The sequence below is a fragment of the Pedobacter zeae genome (genome assembly GCF_014196715.1).
Taxonomy (GTDB): Bacteria; Bacteroidota; Bacteroidia; order Sphingobacteriales; family Sphingobacteriaceae; genus Pedobacter; species Pedobacter zeae.
Genome location: NZ_JACIEF010000001.1, coordinates 1,334,232 through 1,353,133 on the forward strand (window position 1 = coordinate 1,334,232; position 18,902 = coordinate 1,353,133).

The 18,902-nt window shown below is 40.0% G+C and carries 18 protein-coding genes; 9 read left to right on the forward strand and 9 right to left on the reverse strand.

Features of this window, described 5'->3' with window-relative positions; genetic code table 11:
• Positions 1 to 72 precede the first annotated feature (72 nt).
• On the reverse strand, positions 73 to 681 hold the full coding sequence (locus GGQ60_RS05640; protein ID WP_183760703.1) for a molybdenum cofactor guanylyltransferase: 609 nt from the start codon (positions 679 to 681) through the stop codon (positions 73 to 75).
• A 254-nt stretch (positions 682 to 935) separates the two neighbouring features.
• Here GGQ60_RS05640 and GGQ60_RS05645 point away from each other — a divergent pair, with 254 nt between their 5' ends.
• The gene (locus tag GGQ60_RS05645) at positions 936 to 1,136 is read left to right on the forward strand and encodes a hypothetical protein (protein ID WP_183760705.1); all 201 of its coding nucleotides are present in this window, start codon (positions 936 to 938) and stop codon (positions 1,134 to 1,136) included.
• Between the two features lie 160 nt (positions 1,137 to 1,296).
• Here GGQ60_RS05645 and GGQ60_RS05650 read toward each other — a convergent pair whose 3' ends face one another.
• Positions 1,297 to 1,971, reverse strand: a complete 675-nt coding sequence (locus GGQ60_RS05650) for a competence protein CoiA family protein (protein ID WP_221235883.1) — start codon at positions 1,969 to 1,971, stop codon at positions 1,297 to 1,299.
• 189 nt (positions 1,972 to 2,160) lie between these two features.
• Here GGQ60_RS05650 and GGQ60_RS05655 point away from each other — a divergent pair, with 189 nt between their 5' ends.
• The 5 genes from GGQ60_RS05655 (at position 2,161) to GGQ60_RS22960 (ending at position 7,357) form a co-directional block, all read left to right on the forward strand.
• On the forward strand, positions 2,161 to 2,379 hold the full coding sequence (locus GGQ60_RS05655; protein WP_183760707.1) for a DUF6965 family protein: 219 nt from the start codon (positions 2,161 to 2,163) through the stop codon (positions 2,377 to 2,379).
• A 303-nt stretch (positions 2,380 to 2,682) separates the two neighbouring features.
• On the forward strand, positions 2,683 to 4,770 hold the full coding sequence (gene pta, locus GGQ60_RS05660) for a phosphate acetyltransferase (protein ID WP_183760709.1): 2,088 nt from the start codon (positions 2,683 to 2,685) through the stop codon (positions 4,768 to 4,770).
• Between the two features lie 2 nt (positions 4,771 to 4,772).
• Positions 4,773 to 5,969: an acetate/propionate family kinase gene (locus GGQ60_RS05665; RefSeq protein ID WP_183760711.1), complete on the forward strand. Its 1,197-nt coding sequence runs from the start codon at positions 4,773 to 4,775 to the stop codon at positions 5,967 to 5,969.
• 44 nt (positions 5,970 to 6,013) lie between these two features.
• On the forward strand, positions 6,014 to 7,087 hold the full coding sequence (locus tag GGQ60_RS05670; protein ID WP_183760713.1) for an aminotransferase class V-fold PLP-dependent enzyme: 1,074 nt from the start codon (positions 6,014 to 6,016) through the stop codon (positions 7,085 to 7,087).
• 135 nt (positions 7,088 to 7,222) lie between these two features.
• A complete protein-coding gene (locus GGQ60_RS22960; RefSeq protein WP_260300580.1) occupies positions 7,223 to 7,357 on the forward strand; it encodes a hypothetical protein in 135 nt (44 codons plus the stop codon).
• A 256-nt stretch (positions 7,358 to 7,613) separates the two neighbouring features.
• Here the strand turns inward: GGQ60_RS22960 and GGQ60_RS05675 are convergent, their stop codons facing one another.
• From GGQ60_RS05675 to pxpB, 5 genes are read right to left on the reverse strand one after another with little or no spacing between them, the layout of a single operon-like run.
• Positions 7,614 to 10,175, reverse strand: a complete 2,562-nt coding sequence (locus GGQ60_RS05675) for a M1 family metallopeptidase (protein ID WP_183760715.1) — start codon at positions 10,173 to 10,175, stop codon at positions 7,614 to 7,616.
• Positions 10,176 to 10,186: 11 nt separating this feature from the next.
• Positions 10,187 to 11,371 (reverse strand): NRAMP family divalent metal transporter, encoded by a 1,185-nt coding sequence (locus GGQ60_RS05680; protein WP_183760717.1) that lies wholly within the window; start codon positions 11,369 to 11,371, stop codon positions 10,187 to 10,189.
• Positions 11,368 to 12,129 (reverse strand): 5-oxoprolinase subunit PxpA, encoded by a 762-nt coding sequence (locus GGQ60_RS05685; protein ID WP_183760719.1) that lies wholly within the window; start codon positions 12,127 to 12,129, stop codon positions 11,368 to 11,370. The genes GGQ60_RS05680 and GGQ60_RS05685 overlap by 4 nt, the downstream gene beginning before the upstream one ends.
• Complete coding sequence (locus GGQ60_RS05690; RefSeq protein WP_183761306.1) at positions 12,126 to 13,124, reverse strand: 5-oxoprolinase subunit C family protein; 999 nt, start codon at positions 13,122 to 13,124, stop codon at positions 12,126 to 12,128. Before GGQ60_RS05690 ends, GGQ60_RS05685 begins: the two co-directional genes overlap by 4 nt.
• A gap of 2 nt (positions 13,125 to 13,126) precedes the next feature.
• The gene (pxpB, locus tag GGQ60_RS05695) at positions 13,127 to 13,867 is read right to left on the reverse strand and encodes a 5-oxoprolinase subunit PxpB (protein WP_183760721.1); all 741 of its coding nucleotides are present in this window, start codon (positions 13,865 to 13,867) and stop codon (positions 13,127 to 13,129) included.
• A 360-nt stretch (positions 13,868 to 14,227) separates the two neighbouring features.
• On the opposite strand from pxpB, the gene GGQ60_RS05700 reads away from it, so the two are divergent.
• The 3 genes from GGQ60_RS05700 to GGQ60_RS05710 all read left to right on the forward strand — a co-directional run bounded on the left by GGQ60_RS05700 (position 14,228) and on the right by GGQ60_RS05710 (position 17,076).
• Positions 14,228 to 15,814 carry a 7TM-DISM domain-containing protein gene (locus tag GGQ60_RS05700; RefSeq protein ID WP_183760723.1) on the forward strand — a complete coding sequence of 529 codons (1,587 nt, stop codon included), beginning with the start codon at positions 14,228 to 14,230 and terminating at the stop codon, positions 15,812 to 15,814.
• A 547-nt stretch (positions 15,815 to 16,361) separates the two neighbouring features.
• Entirely contained in the window at positions 16,362 to 16,679 is a 318-nt protein-coding gene (locus GGQ60_RS05705) for a hypothetical protein (RefSeq protein ID WP_183760725.1), read from the forward strand.
• A 13-nt stretch (positions 16,680 to 16,692) separates the two neighbouring features.
• Entirely contained in the window at positions 16,693 to 17,076 is a 384-nt protein-coding gene (locus GGQ60_RS05710; protein ID WP_183760727.1) for a response regulator transcription factor, read from the forward strand.
• A gap of 16 nt (positions 17,077 to 17,092) precedes the next feature.
• Here GGQ60_RS05710 and cysM read toward each other — a convergent pair whose 3' ends face one another.
• Together cysM and GGQ60_RS05720 are read right to left on the reverse strand one after the other, a co-directional pair.
• Entirely contained in the window at positions 17,093 to 17,965 is an 873-nt protein-coding gene (gene cysM / locus GGQ60_RS05715) for a cysteine synthase CysM (RefSeq protein ID WP_183760729.1), read from the reverse strand.
• A gap of 12 nt (positions 17,966 to 17,977) precedes the next feature.
• Positions 17,978 to 18,790 carry a serine O-acetyltransferase gene (locus GGQ60_RS05720; RefSeq protein WP_183760731.1) on the reverse strand — a complete coding sequence of 271 codons (813 nt, stop codon included), beginning with the start codon at positions 18,788 to 18,790 and terminating at the stop codon, positions 17,978 to 17,980.
• Positions 18,791 to 18,902 lie beyond the last annotated feature (112 nt).

Below are 18,902 nucleotides of genomic sequence, written 5' to 3' on the forward strand. Positions count from 1 at the left end.
GATCGTTACCAATTGTCACTGTATTTTGATCAATGTAACCGGTAACACCAAGTATTTTGGCGAATTCAAAAGTTAAAGTTTTGGAGTGTTATCTGGTGATGTCCCCTTAATATCCTCTTTCGAGTTAAAATTACCGAAATACTTATAATCCTGGCTTTCGAGAGTAGTTTCGCAGATCCGTAAATTACTCAAAACGCATTTCATGCTGTGCCTGGCCAAAGCATTGGTTTGAAGCAATCGTACAATTTTTTTCAGTCCCTTAGCTTTATAAATGCCACATAACGGTTCTTGCCGGCTATCTTGGCTGAAAATATAGGACTCAAAATTATCATCTGGTTTAAACAGCTTTATAAGCTTTTCCATTAGCCTGATTTCCATCAGTAGCATATCGCAGGCCAATAAAAACAAATCTTCTTCCGGATTTGATAGGTGTACAGAAAGTACGCCCAGCAAAGGCCCTCTTACATCAAGCAAAGTATCGTCAATGATGAGCTGCCCCTTTCCAAGATAAGCAGCATAAACTTCCTGTTGAGATGGATTGACCGAAAATTTTACAGGGAGATTTAACGATGCCAGTTTCTCAGCCGCCACTTGTGCCCAAATCTTATTTTGATGATCAAGCAATCCTTTATCAGTACCCATGCGCAAACTCTGCCCGCCACATAAAACGATTCCTAACATATTGAAGAGATAATACTAAAAAACTTATTGTCCATCGCCACTACAATTTTTCTTCATAATTTATAAAGGGTGTTGGATAAAAATAGCAAATGATTACAAATTTTATCTCATCACACGCAGATTCAGCATTTCTTCACTATTGTTGAAAATTTTATCAGAATAAAACTCCTTGAATCAGAACACATAGCATTTTTTATGCTCAGGCTTTGCCTAAAGAAGTTTAAAGATTTGCCGTCAAATCATAATTTTGTGCCATGGCAAATACCAACGTTAGAAAATCAATCCAAAATAAGATCGAATCAATAAGTAAGGAGATCGAAACCTTACAGGGTGAACTCAAAAAATGGGAAAAAATCGCAGCCGATTATGAAACAAATTCGGAAAGCATTGATCTGATTTTATCGATACAGTTACCTGAAAAATCTGAACCAAAAGCCAAAAAGGTAAAGCTGTAAAGCATAAAAAAAGAAAGAGGCTCTATCACAAGGTGTAATTTCGCTTCAATTTGTCACGTTGAGCCAGTCGAAACGCCTTCAAGACAGTTAAAATAAGTCCTTTGGACAGGATGACAATTTTATACTGATGAAACAGCCTCTTTCTTGTGCCATCTTCACCTTAAATTTCTGGCGGGGTATGCCAGTCAATAAAGGTTTTCCTGCTGATCATTTTTAAATAAGGGTAATTTCCATTTAATTGTTTGCGCTGTTTAAGCTCGTACAAGAAATGCCCGCCTAAATCAATAATGATTTTAGCAGTGGCTGAATACCATACGCTATGCGGTTGTTTCCAGCAGAAAGAATATAAGTTTGAGGTAAGCTTAACGCCCTTCAGTTCCGGATGATAAAAATTAAGTATTTTCGGATTGGGTATCTCCTGTATAATCTCCGTTTTCCTGACCATTGAAAGGTGATCTGAATGACAGAATTCATATCCCTCTAACCTCGGATCATCCACATCCGGCAAGTGTTTCAATATTTTAAAGCCCTTAAATTTTTTGCCGTTTAATACCCATATCAAATTGGGATAAAAAGCCTCCCTGCTGTTGAGTTCGGCAAGTGTAATGGGCGAATTTTGAAACTCGATGGTATAACCGGAAGGCGTAAATATGTCTGCCCGGTGAATATTGGAGTTGGCTGTATCTGAAAAAGCAATTTCTCTAAATGAAGCCGGGAAAGCCAGTTTCCAATCGCGGTGCCATGCGGTTTCTTTCCGGTAATATTCTTTTTGACGTGAAACACCTGGAAAAATTTCAACACCAGGGATATCTTTTCTCATTTCGCTATTATCCATTCTCTGGCCACACCGTAAAAAAACAATTAGTTGGGAACACAAATTTAAACTAAAATTTTCAGTACTAAAATTCGAACCTGGAGTATTTATAACCAGGGCTAAAATTTATTTGGATTGAACACGAGAGACATACTTATTCCTGCTTCATTTTGTTTGGCTCAATTCATTACATAATGATAACTTTGCAGCATGACCATCCAAGAAATACAGCAGCTGGAAGATTTTTTTACCCAAGCAGGAAAGCAACAGGTTCCAATTTATCTAAATCAGGCTACCGTAATTACCGATTATGAACATTTTTTAGAGAGTCATTTCACCCCTCTGAAGCTTAACCCTGATGCAAAAGTGAATCAGCCGCTTATTCATCGTTTAAAGATGTTAAAGCTCCTGATTGAATCAAATGGCTAAAAAAAACGTAGAAAAGCCATTACTTCTATAAGTGTAGCAGATGGACTATTTACTGTAGCTAAAGGTTTTCACTATGGGTAAAGATGCTACGCCGAAGGTTATAAATCCTTAGTTTTTATTTATATCGATTGGTGGATCATCAAATGCAATAAATAGCGGTTAGTGTTTATTTATAGTGATTGGAACATGCAGATTCAGGTTTTTTAAGCAAGAATTAAAAACTTAACCTGCTTTAGTTTTTAAACTAAAAATTTCCAACTATATTGAGCATAATTGGTTATTCCTTTACATTGATCCATATTTATGACTAAAAATATATTTATTGCATCGGCCGAACCCTATACTGGTAAATCAGTAATTGCTTTCGGGATGATCAATATGCTATTGGCAAAAACCCAAAAAGTGGGTTATTTTAAACCCATTATTGCACAGGACGATCAGGGTAAAAAAGATGAGCATGTAGAAGCCATGCTGGATTATTTTTCGCTTCCTGTTAACTATGAAGATGCTTTTGCTTTCACCCGTCAAGAAATACTGCATCAATCGGATGATGGTGGCACAATCATCAATACCATTATCAGTAAATATAAAAAACTCGAAGATAATTATGATTTTACGGTAATTGAAGGAAGTGATTTTTTAGGTGAAGGTATGGCATTTGAGTTCGAATCGAATGCTTTGGTAGCTAAAAACCTTGGGGCGCCTGTTTTAATCGTGGTGTCGGGAAAAAATAAAACGGCAAGCCAGCTTTTTAAATCGGCCATCAATATCTACCGTAACTTCCTGTTGCGCGATGTACAGGTATTAGGTGTAGTGGCCAATATGGTGAATCCGGAGGAAGCCGAACGGATTAAGCAAGCTTTGACCAATCAATTGCCCGCTGAATTACTTATTGCCGTGATTCCGACTGAAACAGGCCTTCAAAGCCCGACGATGAAAGAGATTACATTGGCACTGGGAGGCGAAGTGCTCTTCGGTACTGAACTGATGGATAACCAGGTTGATAATTTTGTAACCGGCGCCATGATGCTGCCCAACTTTTTAAGGCACATCAAAGATAACCTGCTTATTGTTACCCCTGGCGATCGCGGTGATATTATTATCGGCGCGCTTCAGGCCAATTTATCGGCCAGTTACCCTAAAATTGCTGGTATTGTTTTAACTGCAGGCAGCTTACCTGACGAACCGATCATCAAACTGATCGAGGGCTTGCAGACGATTATCCCGATTATTGCCGTACAAAAAGGAACTTTCGAAACCACAACAACCATTGGAGGTATCCATTCGAAAATTACAATTGAAAACAAAAAGAAAATTGCCCTGGCCATAGAGCTTTTTGAAAAGTATGTCGATATAAAAGCCCTTGATGATAAAATTATAACCTTTAGCTACCAGGGCATCACGCCACATATGTTCCAATACCAGTTGGTTAAATGGGCTAAACGCGATAAAAAACATATAGTATTGCCCGAAGGAAATGATGAACGTATTTTAAAAGCAGTTGAAAAACTTATTGCACAGGATATTGTAGACATAACCCTTTTAGGAGACCCGGTAGAAATTACCGGTAGTGTAAAAAGACTTGGCCTAAATTTAGATCTCAACGCTTTAAGGATACATGATCCTAAACAATCCACTCAATATACCGATTATGTGGAAACCCTGTATGAGCTGCGCAAAGCTAAAAACGTGAATATGGAAATGGCGAGGGATATGATGACAGATGTTTCCTATTTTGGAACGATGATGGTTTACAAAGGCGATGCCGACGGAATGGTTTCGGGGGCAGTGCACACCACTCAACACACCATCAGGCCTGCCTTACAGTTTGTAAAAACCAAGCCGGGTGTATCAGTAGTTTCTTCTATTTTTTTTATGTGCCTGCCTGAGCGTGTTGCCATATTCGGCGATTGTGCGGTTAACCCCAATCCTACTGCCCAGCAATTAGCAGAAATTGCGATTTCTTCGGCAGAAAGCAGTGCCAAATTTGGTATAGAGCCGCGCATAGCCATGTTGTCTTATTCCTCCGGCACATCAGGCGAAGGTGAAGATGTAGAACGTGTAAGGGAAGCTACTGCCATCGTTAAAGCCAGGCACCCGGAATTAAAAATTGAAGGACCGATACAGTATGATGCTGCTGTAGATCCATTAGTGGGTAAACAAAAATTACCGGGATCGGAGGTGGCTGGCAGGGCAAGCGTACTCATCTTCCCCGACTTAAATACAGGTAACAACACCTACAAAGCGGTGCAACGCGAAACCGGTGCTTTAGCCATAGGCCCGATGTTACAGGGCTTAAACAAACCGATAAACGATTTGAGCCGGGGTTGCACAGTAGATGATATTTTTAATACCGTTGTCATTACAGCGATCCAATGTCAAGACATTTAGATATGAACATTTTAGTAATCAATTCGGGTAGCAGCTCCTTAAAATACCAGCTTTTTAAAATGCCCGAAAAAAATCCCGTTTGCAGTGGACTGGCAGAGCGTATCGGTATAGAAGGCTCTTTTATAAAACATACCGTTTATATCCGTAACGAAAAATACAGCATAGAAGAAACCGGTTTTATATCTAACCACAGTGAAGCATTAAAACAGGTATTGGCATTATTAACCCAGGGAGATTACGCTGTAATTGCAAGTCCGGATGATATTGCAGCGGTTGGTCACCGTGTAGTACATGGTGGCGAACGCTTTTCTGGCCCAACAATTATTACCGACGAGGTAAAACATCAGATCAAAAGGCTATTTTCTCTTGCCCCATTGCATAACCCTGTTAACTATAAGTGTATTGAAGTAGCTGAGCAAACTTTTGTAAGAGCTAAACAAATTGCAGTATTTGATACGGCTTTTCATCAAACCATACCAGAGCAGGCTTATCGTTATGCTATCCCGGAGTGGTACTATAAAGAATATAGCATCCGGGTATATGGATTTCATGGAACCAGCCATAAATATGTAAGTGAACAGGCCATTAATTGGCTTGATAAAAAAGACAGCAAGATAATCAGCATTCACTTAGGTAACGGCTGCAGTATAACGGCAATTAAAAATGGCAGATCGATAGATACCAGTATGGGTTTTGGTCCTTTAAGCGGCCTAATGATGGGTACGCGTTCAGGAGATATCGATCCCTCGGTTATTTTTCATTTAATGGAGCATTCCGGATATACCTTAGAACAACTGAGTACCCTGGTTAACAAGCAGTCGGGACTTTTGGGTGTGGGTGGTTCGAGCGATATGCGCGATATCAGAAAAATGGTAAATGAAGGAGATGCAGCTGCAGCCTTGGCCATTAAGCTCTATGCTTACAGGATAAGGAAATTTATTGGTGCCTATGCTGCTGTTTTAAATGGCATTGACGCCATTATATTTACGGCAGGTGTAGGCGAAAACGACAGCAACATGCGTGAAGCTGTATGTTCAGAACTCAGTTACCTGGGTATTGAATTGGATCTAGCTCGTAATACCGGTTATAAAGGTGAACTAAAAGAGATTAATACCGCAGATTCAAAGGTTAAGATATTGGTTATTCCAACTAATGAGGAATATGAAATTGCGCATCAATGTTTTGGGCTGCTAACCTGACATCTGGATTATTTTTTTAGTGCAGAATTCCTTTAAATTTGAATATGAACCTATCTTTCCCGATCCTCAAAGAATATACCTACCTCAATACGGCCAATTCAGGCATTTTATCGACTAATCTGGCTGAATGGCGGGCGCAACATGACCAAGCATTTATTGCAGGCGGAAGCATTTTCAGAATGGAAAACCTGCCCATCATTACTGATCTCAGGAACAATATAACGGCACTTTTTGGCTCAAAACCAGAAAACACTTATCTCGTTCAGAATTTCTCGGTGGGCTTCAATATTTTATTGAGTGGACTGGATAAAAGTCATCGTTTTTTGCTTTTAGAAGAAGAATATCCATCGGTAAGTTACCCGGTAATCAGCATGGGTTTCGATTATTACAGCATCAAAATCGATGAAAAACTGGAGGAGAACATCATTCATGCCATTGATAAATTTAAGCCTACCGTACTAGCATTTAGCATGGTGCAATACATTAGTGGCTTCAGAATGGACGATGATTTTATCCAGCAACTAAAAGCAACCTACCCTAACCTGCTATTGGTTGGAGATGGTACCCAGTTTTTGGGTACTACTGCCTTTAATTTTGAAAAATCAGGTTTAGATGCATTGATTGGCAGTGGATACAAATGGCTTTTAGCCGGATATGGAAACGGCTATGCTTTTCTTTCCGATCAGATGAAAGATGTTATATATGCAAGAAACAAATTGGCTGACTTACCTACAGCACCTTTTTTAAAAGGAAAAGATCATTTATCGATGTGTTTCGAACCTGGGCATCTAGATACCTTAAACTTTGGTACATTGAACGAAAGTTTAAATTATCTTGCTTCCTTCGGCTTGGATCAGATTGAAAAAACTACACAAACGCTAAGCAATCAGGCAAGATTGGAGTTAAATTCGCGAGGGTTAGTACCCGACTGGATGCTTGACAGAAAGTATCAATCAACGATTATGAGTATGCCCTTGACCCAAAATACAGCAGATAAACTTTCTGCCGCCAAAATACTTTGTTCGCCACGGGGAACTGGTACAAGGATTTCTTTTCATTATTACAATACAGAAGAAGACTTAAATTATTTATTACAGGTTTTAGATCACCACAGATAATCTATTTTCAAGGTGATGAGCAGCTGAAGGGATTGATTTAACCCAACAATTAAAAAAGTTACAAACTATATCTAAAAAGCGACGTTAAATAGTTACAGATATTTAATTGATAAACATAAATCAGCCCAATCTAGTATGTACACCCAAGCCACAGAAAACACAAACCTAACCGTTTATATCCAGGACGATATTTCTATTGCAGATAAAAGAGAAATTTTATTGAATGGTTTATTGGATGACCTGAACAACGAAACTGAATCTTTCAATTAGAAGACCGATTATTAGATTCAATTTTTTAATGCGGGGTATAAATGTAAACCCGTTTGCACTATACCGTTGCACTGAACCTGGCATTGGTGAGCTCATCATAGATGATGCTGAAACAAGTTCAGCATGACGGTTAAAATGATTAAAAAAAGAAAAGGGCAAACAAATTAATGCTTACCCTCTTCAAATCTAAATTAACGCTCTCGCGACAAAAGTATAAATTCTTTTCAAACCTGTATGTAACAAATTTAGTTACGATTCAGTTCATGATCTTCTGTGCCCGTGCAAGGTTGTCTGTAGTTTGCAAAATCTTATTTTTCAGTTTTTGATTGTATCCTGGATGGGATTTTAAAAAATCCTGTACCACTGCATTGGCTTCTTTGCTGTTATAATTTGAGAAGATAGCGGCCAGCCACGATTGCGGGAAAAATATATCCCCTGTTTTCTGTATTTCTGCCAGCAGGTCTAAACTCTCTTTCAGGTAACGAACAGATGTTTTTTGCCTGATGGGGTGATGCAGATAAGATAAAGCCGTAGTTACCCATGCTTCTTTCTGGCGGTTTTTACGCTCCTTCAAACCATCAAAGAAATGATCTCTTTCGCTAACGTCTAAAGATAATGCAGGCATTAAATAAATCAAGCGGTTTTTGCGGTCTTCATTTTTAGTGCGTGCCAACTGTTCTTTTAAGATGGTATTGGCGGTATCTGTTTTAAGTGCCAGTGTTAAAGCCAGCGCACTGTAATCATCTTCCAGCAATTTAACGCCATCTGGTGCAGTTTGCTTAAGCCAGATTTGATACATACGCTTTCCAGCTTCAGCACTCAGATATACATTTTGATACGTATTGAACAAAATTTTCCTATTATTTTGTGTTTGCTGTTGTTCCATTGCAGTCCATATCGTTTTCTCCATACTTTCAAGCCCGGCATTCCGTTCTTCGGTAGTGATAAAAGTCCAGTAAATATTTGTCAGGTAACCTGCAATGAGCCTGAGGTTCATTTCGTTTTTCTCAACTGCCAACCCCTTTAAGAACACAGTTAAAAGTTCTTCAGGTTTATTGCTTTTGCCCGATAGCATATTTTCGTAGGCATTGATATAAGCTGATGCACGTTCTAACGGATCGGCAATGTGGTAAAGGTTAAGCATTGCTTCTTTATCAACAGGAAAAAGCCCATATCCGCCTCCATTTGCATTAAATAAAATATACTGTGGCTTTGGAAGGCCTTTTGCCTCCATTAAATCCGTCTTGGCGTGCGCAGCATTTACGGTTAAAAGCTTACTATAAGTGGGGTAAACCAGCTTAACGGTAAAAGACTGTGGCCATACTCTGGCCTCTCCCGTCTCACTGCTTTGGCTTAAGCTTAAATTGCTTATTTTATCGTTATTATACTCAATGTGATAACTAAAAACCGGCATTCCGGGTTCATTTACCCAAACCTTATTCCAACTCAGGAGATCCTTTTTACTGTGTTTACTTAAAATAGCAATCAGATCATTCCAGGTAGCATTGCCATAACTGTATTTTTTTAAATATTCCCTTATTCCCTGCTGAAAATTCCGCTTACCCATTAATAACTCTAATTGGCGCATCATAATGGGAGCTTTATGATAAATGATATTTCCATACATCGATCCGGCTTCCTCAAGGTTATCCAGTTGCTGGCGGATGGGATTAGCCCCTCTTGTCCTATCTACCCCATAGGCGGCAGGATAGTGATCCTGTAAAAACTTAAGATCGAAAGTGTTTTTACCCATTAATTTTTCAGTCACCTTATCGGCCATAAAATTGGCAAAAACCTCTTTCATCCACACGTCGTTAAACCATTTCATGGTAACCAGGTCGCCAAACCACATGTGTGCCGTTTCGTGTGAAATCAGATTAGAACGCGAAATGAACTGATCTTTAGTGGCCCCCTGATCTAAAAATAATGATGATGCTTTATATTGTACCTCACCAGGATGCTCCATCCCACCAAACTGGAAATCAGGGATACCAACGAAGCCTATCTTCTGAAAGGGGTATTTTATCGCTGTCCAGTCTTCCAAAAAGTCGATGGCATCACGATGTGCTACAAAAACAGAATCTACACTGAATTTAATCTTGGCAGAATCCGTTTCCCGGTAAAGGAATTCCATCTTACGGTTTTTCATTTCCCGATTAACCTGCGTGTATTTTCCTGCAGTAAAAGAGAATAAATAGGTGGGTAATTTATCCGAATTATCAAAATGATAGGTGGTAGCGCTTCCTTGTACCAACGAATCTTTTTTAACAGCATTAGCCATTACTTTCCAATCAGTTGGAACGGTTAATGAAAGTAAAAAGTTAGCTTTTAAATCTGGTTGGTCAAAACAGGGAAATACTGTCCTGGCGTGATCGGGAACAAAAAGTGCATATAAAAAATCCTTATTCCTGTTCAGTGATTCGTTACCCGCTATAAATTCAACCGCGATGTGGTTATTCCCTAGCTTTAAATATTCCGGCTTCACTAAAATATGTTCTGCTCTAAAATCGATTGGTATAGTTTTTCCATTAACCGAAACCTGTTTTAAATGATCTGCATTTTGTTTAAAGTCTATTTGCAGATAAATTACCTTATTTAACTTAAAGCCAATGCTTTCTGTTGCTGTAATTGGTGCTGTTTGCGCTTCTGGCACAGTAAAATAAAGCCGGTATTGAATAGTAGTTATGGCTGCGCTCCTGGAACTTGCCAAAGCCATGGAAACGCCTGGTTCCACCGCTAATGTTTCTGTATGCTGCTGGGCAAAACAGCTTATACCTAATAACTGGAAAAACCAAAAAAATCTTGTTATTGTATTCATTTTATAACTATTTATTCGCCGTTTATCATTTGGATAATTGTACCGTAACTCATCCAAACCATGGTTAATACCACAGCCAGGCCAGTTAAAGTTAACCAGAACGGTTGTTTGTAATTTGCAATAATTTTGGTTTTATAAGCTGCAATAAGCATAATACCCAGTGCAATTGGTAAAATAAAACCATTTATGGCTCCTACCGTAAGTAGTGTTTTAACAGGTTTACCGATAAGGATAAAAATAATGCAGGAGATAGATATGAAGGCAATGATAATCGTTCTGTTAAACTTTAGTATCAGTGGATGAAAACTCTTAACAAAAGAGATGGAGGTATATGCAGAGCCTACAACCGAAGAAATACCGGCAGCCCATATCACTACACCAAAAATCTTATAGCCTATTTCGCCGCTGGCCAGTTTAAATACTGATGCTGCCGGATTAGCGGGATCTAATGTAAAACCTTTGCTTACCACTCCTAAAGCAGCAATAAATAACAGTAAACGCATAATGGATGCGAGTCCGATGGCACTTAATGCGCCTTTGTTTACTGCACCCAAATTCTGTATTCCGGTTTGTCTGGCATCCAATAAGCGATGGGCTCCTGAAAAGGTAATATAACCACCAACCGTTCCCCCAACAATGGTTAATACAGCCGTAAAACTAAACTGTGTAGGATTTACAGCCCTTAATGCTGCTTCTGCCAATGGTGGCGAGCTGGTGTAGGCGATAACCAAGGCAAGAATAATTTTAATGAGCCCCATAGTTTTGGCAAAAACGTCCATCGCTTTGCCAGCCTCTTTGTAAATAAAGATCCCGATGGCCATAATGGCACTTATTACTGCGCCCTGCCCTACAGTGATGCCAAATAGTACATTTAAGCCCAGGCCTGCGCCGGCAATATTCCCAATGTTAAAGGCCAGGCCTCCCAAAAAAACCAGAAAAGAAATAAAGTAACCCAGGCCCGGAAATACCTTGTTGGCAATATCTTGTGCAGGTTGATCTGCAACTGCAATAATCCGCCAGATATTTAGCTGTGCAATGGCATCTAATATGATGGACAACAATATTACAAACGCAAAGCTTGCCCCCAACTGTTGGGTAAAAACTGCTGTTTGCGTTAAAAAACCAGGACCAATGGCCGATGAAGCCATTAAAAATGCAGCTCCTAAAAGTACACTCCAGTTATATTTTGCTTTCATATTGCCGCGGCTTTAATTACAATACCTTCTTTTTGCAGCCTTTCGGTTATTAATTTAGCAAAAGCAACAGCGTGTTCGCCGTCGCCATGCAAACAAACCGTTTCGGCCTTAACCCGGATGTGATTTCCATTTACGGTTCTTACTTCCTGCTTTAAGGCAAATCCCAGCACCTGGTCAATAGCCTCTTCCTCTCTGGCAATCAAGGCGTTGTCTGCAGATCGCGGGGTGAGTAAACCATCATCCTGGTAGCTACGGTCGGCAAAAACTTCTGATGCGGTTACCAGCCCATGTTTTGCGGCCTCATCGATCATCTTGCTTCCTGCTAAGGCATACAGGATTAATCCCGGATCGAAATCTGAAACGGCCTGCACAATTGCTTTTGCTAAAGCGGTATCCTTTGCAGCCATATTATACAGCGCACCATGTGCTTTAACATGATGCAACTTTCCGCCGGCAGCTTTTACAAAACCACTAAGGGCGCCGATCTGATATAAAGTAAACTGGTAAGCTTCGTTTGGGCTAATTTTCATTTCTCTCCGCCCAAAACCTTGTAAATCCGGCAAACCCGGATGCGCACCAATGGCTACTCCTTTTTTTAAAGCTAAAGCCACAGTTTGCTGTATAACAGCAGGATCCCCTGCATGAAAACCACAGGCAATATTTGCCGATGAAATATAATCCATCAGCTTTTCATCATTGGGCATGGTATAATTCCCAAATGCTTCTCCCATATCACAATTAAGATCAATCATCTTCATGTTTTATTATATTTAAGGCTTATTGCCGTGGTAATCAACGATAAATCGTGTTCGCGTTCAAGGTAAAGTTCTTCTGCCTCATCTCTCGAAATTTCTGAAAATCGAACTTCATCGCCCGGTTTAAGCTGTGCGCATAAGGGCAGGTCGACTGCCGCAACGTGGGCAATACGCGGGTAACCACCTGTTGTCTGACAGTCGGCCAAGAGTATAACCAAATCGCCACTCCCGGTTACCTGGATAACCCCTGGTGTTACTGCTGTACTGAGCAATTCTTTTTTAACCTTCCTTACCAATGGCTTTCCGGATAAATGATAGCCCATACGGTTACTCTTTAAATCAATGGTATAGGTATTGGTTAAAAATGAAATGATGGATGGCGCGTCGAACCAACTGATTTCATTGGCCAGAACAACCCTAAGCTCTTCCCTTTTCACCGGTAATAAACTTTCGCGCGAAATACGCCAGTTTGGATAAGTCAACGACCGTTCGGTCAACCGATTCAATATTTCGCTTGATATCTCGCTAAGTAAGGTACTGCTATGTAACACATCCCCTTTTTGCAATGCCCTTCCCTTAAAACCTCCAAAAGCAGCGGTAAGATAAGTGCTTTTACTTTCCATTACATCAGGTACATCCCATCCACCGGCAATAGCCAGATAGGTACGCATCCCCAAGGGGTTATTAATCAATGTTATAACAGAGCCTGCCAAAAATAACAAGGGCTTTTCAGCGGGCATTACTTCACTATTGTAAAGCAAGAAAGCACCATCGCCAGAATAAGAAATCAAAATTGTTGTTTCTGCTTTAAATGAGGCATCGGCATAGGTAAATTCGATAGTAGCATAATGATCATCGTTGCCAACGGCTTTGTTGGCTAACCGGTGAGCCAGCTCATCCATCGCCCCTGAAACCGGTACCGCTTGCGCGAGATACCGGTACCGTCCCCTGTCCTGAATGGTACTTAATAGGCCTGGTTTAATGATGCTGATCTTCATACTCATATTTCAACATAAGCATTAAACTCGTTTAGATCAATGGCTTTAAAAGTAACCTTGTCGCCTCCCTGTAAAAGCGATGGCTGCGAACGGTTTACATCAAACATCTTTAAGGGGGTTTTTCCGATAATCTGCCATCCGCCAGGTGTTTCCATAGGATAAATACCGGTTTGGTTGCCGGCAATACCAACCGACCCTGCAGGGATCTTAGCATTCGGAACCGCTTTTCTGGGCGTCGATAACCTGGTATCCATGCCACCCATATAGGCAAAACCTGGTACAAATCCGATCATAAAAACGGTATATTGCCCTGCTGTATGTATATCAATTACCTCGGCTTCGGAAAGGTTATTGGTGCGGGCCACAGTTAAAAGATCCCGGCCAAAATCGCCCCCATAATATACCGGAATAAGCACTTCATTGGCTGTTGTTTTAGATTTTTCCCTTTCAGTCTGTGCAATTCGGTTTAAATGTGCCGATACCTTTTCGAAACCACTTACGCCCGGAAGATCGGATAGCATGACGGTTAATGGATCAAAAAAAACAGTTAACGTTGTATATGCCGGAACGGTGGTTATTAAACCGGAAAAAGGATTTCGCAACAGCACACGGTTAAAATCGGTAATCAGGTCCAGCAAATCGTTTTCAATTGTGGTTCCGAATATTATTGTAACCGATTTTTCACTCAATCCGTAAATTTTTATGGGAATGTTTGTTCCAAAAGGCCCTACCCGCTCATTCATACAACAACAGTAAGATTTAACAATTAATAATCTTCATAAAAACTGGCTCGACAACTAAACTGCCGCTATAAAAATGGTTATATATTATCAAACTCGCAAAGATTTTGATGTTAGACCGCTTAAAACTATTTTGCTGGCAACAAATTATTAAATTAAACCAAATAACAGGCAATTTTTTTTGCCTCAAAACACTTTTACCAATTGTAATAGTTCTCGTTGTTTGTAATTTCGATTGGAATACCAGCCTATGGCAGGCTTTAGCGTTATATTGTTTTTGAGATAAAATTTGGATTTTCTATTATAAAACTATAATTTCTCCTTTGTAATAAGTCATCCCAGCTTTTTTACATTGGTTAATTAATGAAGACCATTTTTATTCTCATTGCCTTCGTATTAGAAGGTGGCTTTTGCGTAGCTCAACCCTTAATTCAGGTAGAAAAACAAAGTTTTGTTAACGTTGGTAAAGCAGGATATTTTTGGCAGGATACGCTCAAAACAACATCCTTTGAAAAAGTAGCGCAATTAAAGGCAGAAGATTTTTCGAAAGGCAGGTCAGCAATTTTTAATGGCGGATCCAGTGGAAAAGTATGGTGGATGAAACTCCGTTTTACAGAGAACAGCCCAACCACTCCCTATCTTTTTATCGATTACGCTAATATTGATACCATCAACGTATTTTACCGTGATGAAAGCGGAAGAGTAAACCAGATTAACGCAGGTATGTTTAACCTAAAGGAAAATGATAACATTCTGGGTACCGGTTTTGTATTTCCTTTAAAACAAGTGAAAACACCCGTTGGCGAAGTGTATGTAAGGATGCGGGCAATGAACACTTTACTTGTACCCGTTAAGCTGGTTACCGAATCGGTATTAAACCACGGTTTATTTAAAGCACATAGCGTACAGCCTATTTATATAGGAATTGCACTGATGATTGTTATTTTCCATGTTTTTATGTTTGCTGTTACCCGGAGTAAGCTCTTTGCGCTTTATATAGCACGGATCATTTTGCTTTATTTCATCGTAATGGTGTGTTACCTTCAGGGCTATGGTTTATTGCTCGGTGTACCAATAGCCAGGTTTATTCTGGTGCATGCCCATTTTTTTATTGCAGTGGGTTACCTTGTAACGATTTTGTTTAACAGTTATTTCTTAAAGCTTAAGCGTCAACTTCCTCAACTCGATAAATTCTTTAAGGCTTTAATGTTTGGATGGGGTTTAATCCTGATCTGCTCTTTATGGGACGCCAGAATCCTCACGAATATACTCACTCACGTTTTATTTTTATTCACCTCATTGCTTTTTCTGTTTAGCAGTGTTAAAGTGATTATTGTTCGCGGCTATGCCAAAAACAATCCACTCATCTGGTGTTACGTACTGGGGTGGATTCCGGTAGCCGTTGCTTCCATTTACCTTGTTTTTTGTTTATCGAGATTTATTCCCTTTCAATCATACAGTTATAATTTACTCTCTTTAGCCGGAATAATTGAAGGTATACTCATCAGCCTTGGTCTTTATGGACAGCGGCTGAGGTTGTTAACGAGGCATAACGCCCATTTTCGGAAACAACGCATCCTGCTCCAGGAACAGGTAGAAGGCTATCGTAAACAACTCGATGCAACAAAAGAAAAAGTCCATGAACCGCTCTCTTTAAAAGCGCTGATCGAACTCGCCCATTCCGGAGACCCATCATTTATGAAGCGGTTTAACGAAACCGAACCGGTCTTTATCGAAAAACTCCTTCAGATCGCTCCTCAACTGCTACCGGCAGAATTAGTGCTTTGTGCTTATATCAGGCTAAATTTCGATACTAAAGAAATTGCCAGATCCTGTAAGCTCAGTGTACGTGCGGTAGAAAGCAGAAAATACAGAATCCGTAAGAAGCTGGGAATAGACAGCGAAACAAATGTGCACAGCTGGATGTCGGCGATCGCCAAAACGTCCTAAATAATATACAAAAAAAATGGCTGGTTTTTTTTAACGATAAGTTAACCAATAAATCGCATAACTTATGCAACATGCTTTAAAACAAATACTTGTGAACTCTTGCGTAGAAATGCGTATAATCAAAAACAACCTGCCGCACCCTCTTTGCATATAAGCATTAGAGTGCAGGCGGTGCGATGCCGTTATTTAAACAAACAAGCTTAATGCTTTTGTCTGATTTGTACTTACATTTTAGCCATGTCGACAGAAACGGTCTTTTCCGGGATGATTTGTTACACGCCTGGCGGCATGGCTTATTTAAAATGCTAATTGATCAAAACACATATATAATGAAACGAACAACAATCACAATTTATTTCCTGCCTTAAATCCAAACATTTAAAGCTTAGGCGTAATGCGTGGACAAAAACTTTCGTAGGCCATAGTGCGCTATCTTTTTGTCCCCCATCATTAAAAAGAAAACATTTAAAATAAAATATTGTGCTGCAGGAGGCCTGGATATGGGTCTGTATAACCCTTCTGCACAACAGCATTTGTAAAACCAAGCATGAAAACGAATAACACCCCTGCTATAATTATTGGTAGCATACAAGAATTTTATAACGGTAGAGAACCCGAGGAAATTTATACCGCATTAGAAATAGATAAAAATTGCTTTGATGGCTGGATTAGAGATTTTGGCGATATCGCTAATGAACTTTTAAAGCTCAAAGATGAAAATGAAACACTGAGAACCATGTTTACCAATTTAAGCCTGGTCAATCATAGCCTACGCAACTCTCTCGATAGCCTTACCAGAAAAGATGCGAGTGTATTTGATCTATTGCTAAAAAAACGGGGCAAAGGTAATCTTAGCTATCCTTAATTACTACTAAAAAATGTTCTCACTATCCCAACCAAAAATATTAATTATCGAAGATCACCTTGCAACGCTTGATGCCATCAGGATGATCTTCGAATTTGAAGGCTATTTTACGATGAATCTTTCTGATACGATAGATTTACATGCCAAAATTGCTGCCTTTCAGCCCGACATTATTTTAATCGATACTTTGCTTGGTATGACTGATGGAAGGGCGATTTGTACAGAGCTAAAATTATCTGTTCATGCCTCTATTCCTATTTTACTTATGTCGGCACGCAATGGCATTAATAATAGCACTTACTATAGAACACATTGGGATGATTATATAGAAAAACCCTTTTCAATGGATGCCATTACCCAAAGGGTCCGGATGCTTTTATCAAAAAAGGCCCATTAAGATTAATAATTTTTGCTCAACCAAAAAGATCGCTGCTTAGGTAGCGATCGCCCCGATCGCAGGCGATAAAGACAATGGTTCCCTGATCCAGTTCGCCAGCGAGTTTCAGCGCAGCTGCGCAGGCACCACCGGAGCTCATGCCGGCAAATAAACCTTCTTCTTTAGCCATTCTTCTCGACATTAAGGTCGAATCTTCCTGTGCAATATCGATTATCCGGTCTACCCGTAACGGATCAAATATTTTTGGCAGGTATTCTTCAGGCCAGCGCCTGATACCTGGAATGGAAGAGCCTTCAGTAGGTTGGCAACCCACAATCTGAATATTGTTATTTTTCTCCTTGAAAAATCTCGAGCAGCCCATAATGGTTCCTGTTGTTCCCATGGCACTTACAAAATGTGTAATCTGCCCCTTGGTATCTCGCCATATTTCTGGTCCGGTTGTCTTATAATGAGCCATATAATTATCCGGATTAGCGAATTGATTTAATAAAAAGTACCCTTTTGAACTGCCTTTTTCCTCTGCATAATCCCGGCATTCCTCGATACTTTCCAACAGGGTAACTTTTGCACCAAAGGCTTCCATCGTTACTTTACGTTCGCGTGTTGAATTGGCTGGCATAACCAGTTCGATTTCCAGGTTAAATAAACCCGCAATCATGGCCAGTGCAATACCGGTATTACCACTTGTTGCCTCCACCAGTTTGGTTCCCGGAGTTACCTCACCGCGCTCTATCGCACTCCTGATCATATTGAGCGACGCTCTGTCTTTAACACTGCCACCCGGGTTGTTTCCCTCTAATTTGGCAAATACCCGCACAGCCGGATTAACATTCAGCTTTTGAAGTTCAGCCATTGGCGTATTCCCGATCAGATCTATTATTCCTGCCATATTTTTTTGTATTTAATTCGTTTCCTTATGGTTTCTGATGTTAATTATTGGCGAATGATAAGCTGTTGAAAAAGCGGGTATACTTTCGGTAAGCCACACGTTACCCCCAACAATGCTATCGTGGCCGATAATGGTTTCGCCACCCAATATCGTCGCACCGGAGTAAATCACAACCCGGTCTTCTACTGTTGGATGGCGTTTGCTCCCGGCTAATGTTTTCTTAACACTCAATGCGCCCAGTGTTACCCCCTGGTATAATTTTACATAACGTCCAATTGTGCTGGTCTCGCCGATAACAATCCCGGTCCCGTGGTCTATATGAAAGTATTCTCCAATGCTGGCTGCAGGATGGATGTCAATGCCGGTTTTAGAATGGGCATACTCGGTAAGTATTCTCGGGATAAGCGGTATGCCGAAATTATACAGCATATGTGCAATCCTGTAAAAACAGATCGCATAAAAACCCGGGTAGGTTCTAATTACTTCATACCTGCTCTGTGCCGCCGGGTCGCCTTCGTAAATGGCTACGATATCGGTATTTAAGATCCGGTACAGTTCAGGCAGCCTTTCAAAAAACTGACCAGCAGCATTTTTACATTCATTGTTCTTAAGTTTGCAACTGGCTGATATAATATCGTAAAGCTCAAGCTCCAAAAGGGCTATGTATTCCTTTACTTCTGCGATGGTTAAAAATACCCTGGGGGAATTTTCCTGAAAAAGTACCTGGATTAATTTTTCGGCCCAAAGCGATACCGTTTCATTGGATGGAATATTTGGTTGTTCAAGAGGATTCCTGATAATTTGTTCAAAAAAATGGTCTTCCATAACTGGTGGTCTTACCTATCCGATCTGCTCATCGACTAGGTATATAGATTTAATCGCTAAATGTAAGTTTTGTTTTTTTAAACCAAAACAACTGGCGCATTTTTATGATAAA

Bases quoted from the DNA above. Each gene is read 5' to 3' on its own strand.
- GGQ60_RS05690 (WP_183761306.1), bottom strand. From the start codon at position 13,124: ATGAAGATCAGCATCATTAAACCAGGCCTATTAAGTACCATTCAGGAC.
- GGQ60_RS05705 (WP_183760725.1), top strand. From the start codon at position 16,362: ATGAAAACGAATAACACCCCTGCTATAATTATTGGTAGCATACAAGAA.
- GGQ60_RS05670 (WP_183760713.1), top strand. From the start codon at position 6,014: ATGAACCTATCTTTCCCGATCCTCAAAGAATATACCTACCTCAATACG.
- GGQ60_RS05650 (WP_221235883.1), bottom strand. From the start codon at position 1,971: ATGGATAATAGCGAAATGAGAAAAGATATCCCTGGTGTTGAAATTTTT.
- GGQ60_RS05665 (WP_183760711.1), top strand. From the start codon at position 4,773: ATGAACATTTTAGTAATCAATTCGGGTAGCAGCTCCTTAAAATACCAG.
- pxpB (WP_183760721.1), bottom strand. From the start codon at position 13,867: ATGAATGAGCGGGTAGGGCCTTTTGGAACAAACATTCCCATAAAAATT.
- GGQ60_RS05640 (WP_183760703.1), bottom strand. From the start codon at position 681: ATGTTAGGAATCGTTTTATGTGGCGGGCAGAGTTTGCGCATGGGTACT.
- GGQ60_RS05700 (WP_183760723.1), top strand. From the start codon at position 14,228: ATGAAGACCATTTTTATTCTCATTGCCTTCGTATTAGAAGGTGGCTTT.
- cysM (WP_183760729.1), bottom strand. From the start codon at position 17,965: ATGGCAGGAATAATAGATCTGATCGGGAATACGCCAATGGCTGAACTT.
- GGQ60_RS05680 (WP_183760717.1), bottom strand. From the start codon at position 11,371: ATGAAAGCAAAATATAACTGGAGTGTACTTTTAGGAGCTGCATTTTTA.
- GGQ60_RS05655 (WP_183760707.1), top strand. From the start codon at position 2,161: ATGACCATCCAAGAAATACAGCAGCTGGAAGATTTTTTTACCCAAGCA.
- GGQ60_RS22960 (WP_260300580.1), top strand. From the start codon at position 7,223: ATGTACACCCAAGCCACAGAAAACACAAACCTAACCGTTTATATCCAG.
- pta (WP_183760709.1), top strand. From the start codon at position 2,683: ATGACTAAAAATATATTTATTGCATCGGCCGAACCCTATACTGGTAAA.
- GGQ60_RS05675 (WP_183760715.1), bottom strand. From the start codon at position 10,175: ATGAATACAATAACAAGATTTTTTTGGTTTTTCCAGTTATTAGGTATA.
- GGQ60_RS05710 (WP_183760727.1), top strand. From the start codon at position 16,693: ATGTTCTCACTATCCCAACCAAAAATATTAATTATCGAAGATCACCTT.
- GGQ60_RS05720 (WP_183760731.1), bottom strand. From the start codon at position 18,790: ATGGAAGACCATTTTTTTGAACAAATTATCAGGAATCCTCTTGAACAA.
- GGQ60_RS05685 (WP_183760719.1), bottom strand. From the start codon at position 12,129: ATGAAGATGATTGATCTTAATTGTGATATGGGAGAAGCATTTGGGAAT.
- GGQ60_RS05645 (WP_183760705.1), top strand. From the start codon at position 936: ATGGCAAATACCAACGTTAGAAAATCAATCCAAAATAAGATCGAATCA.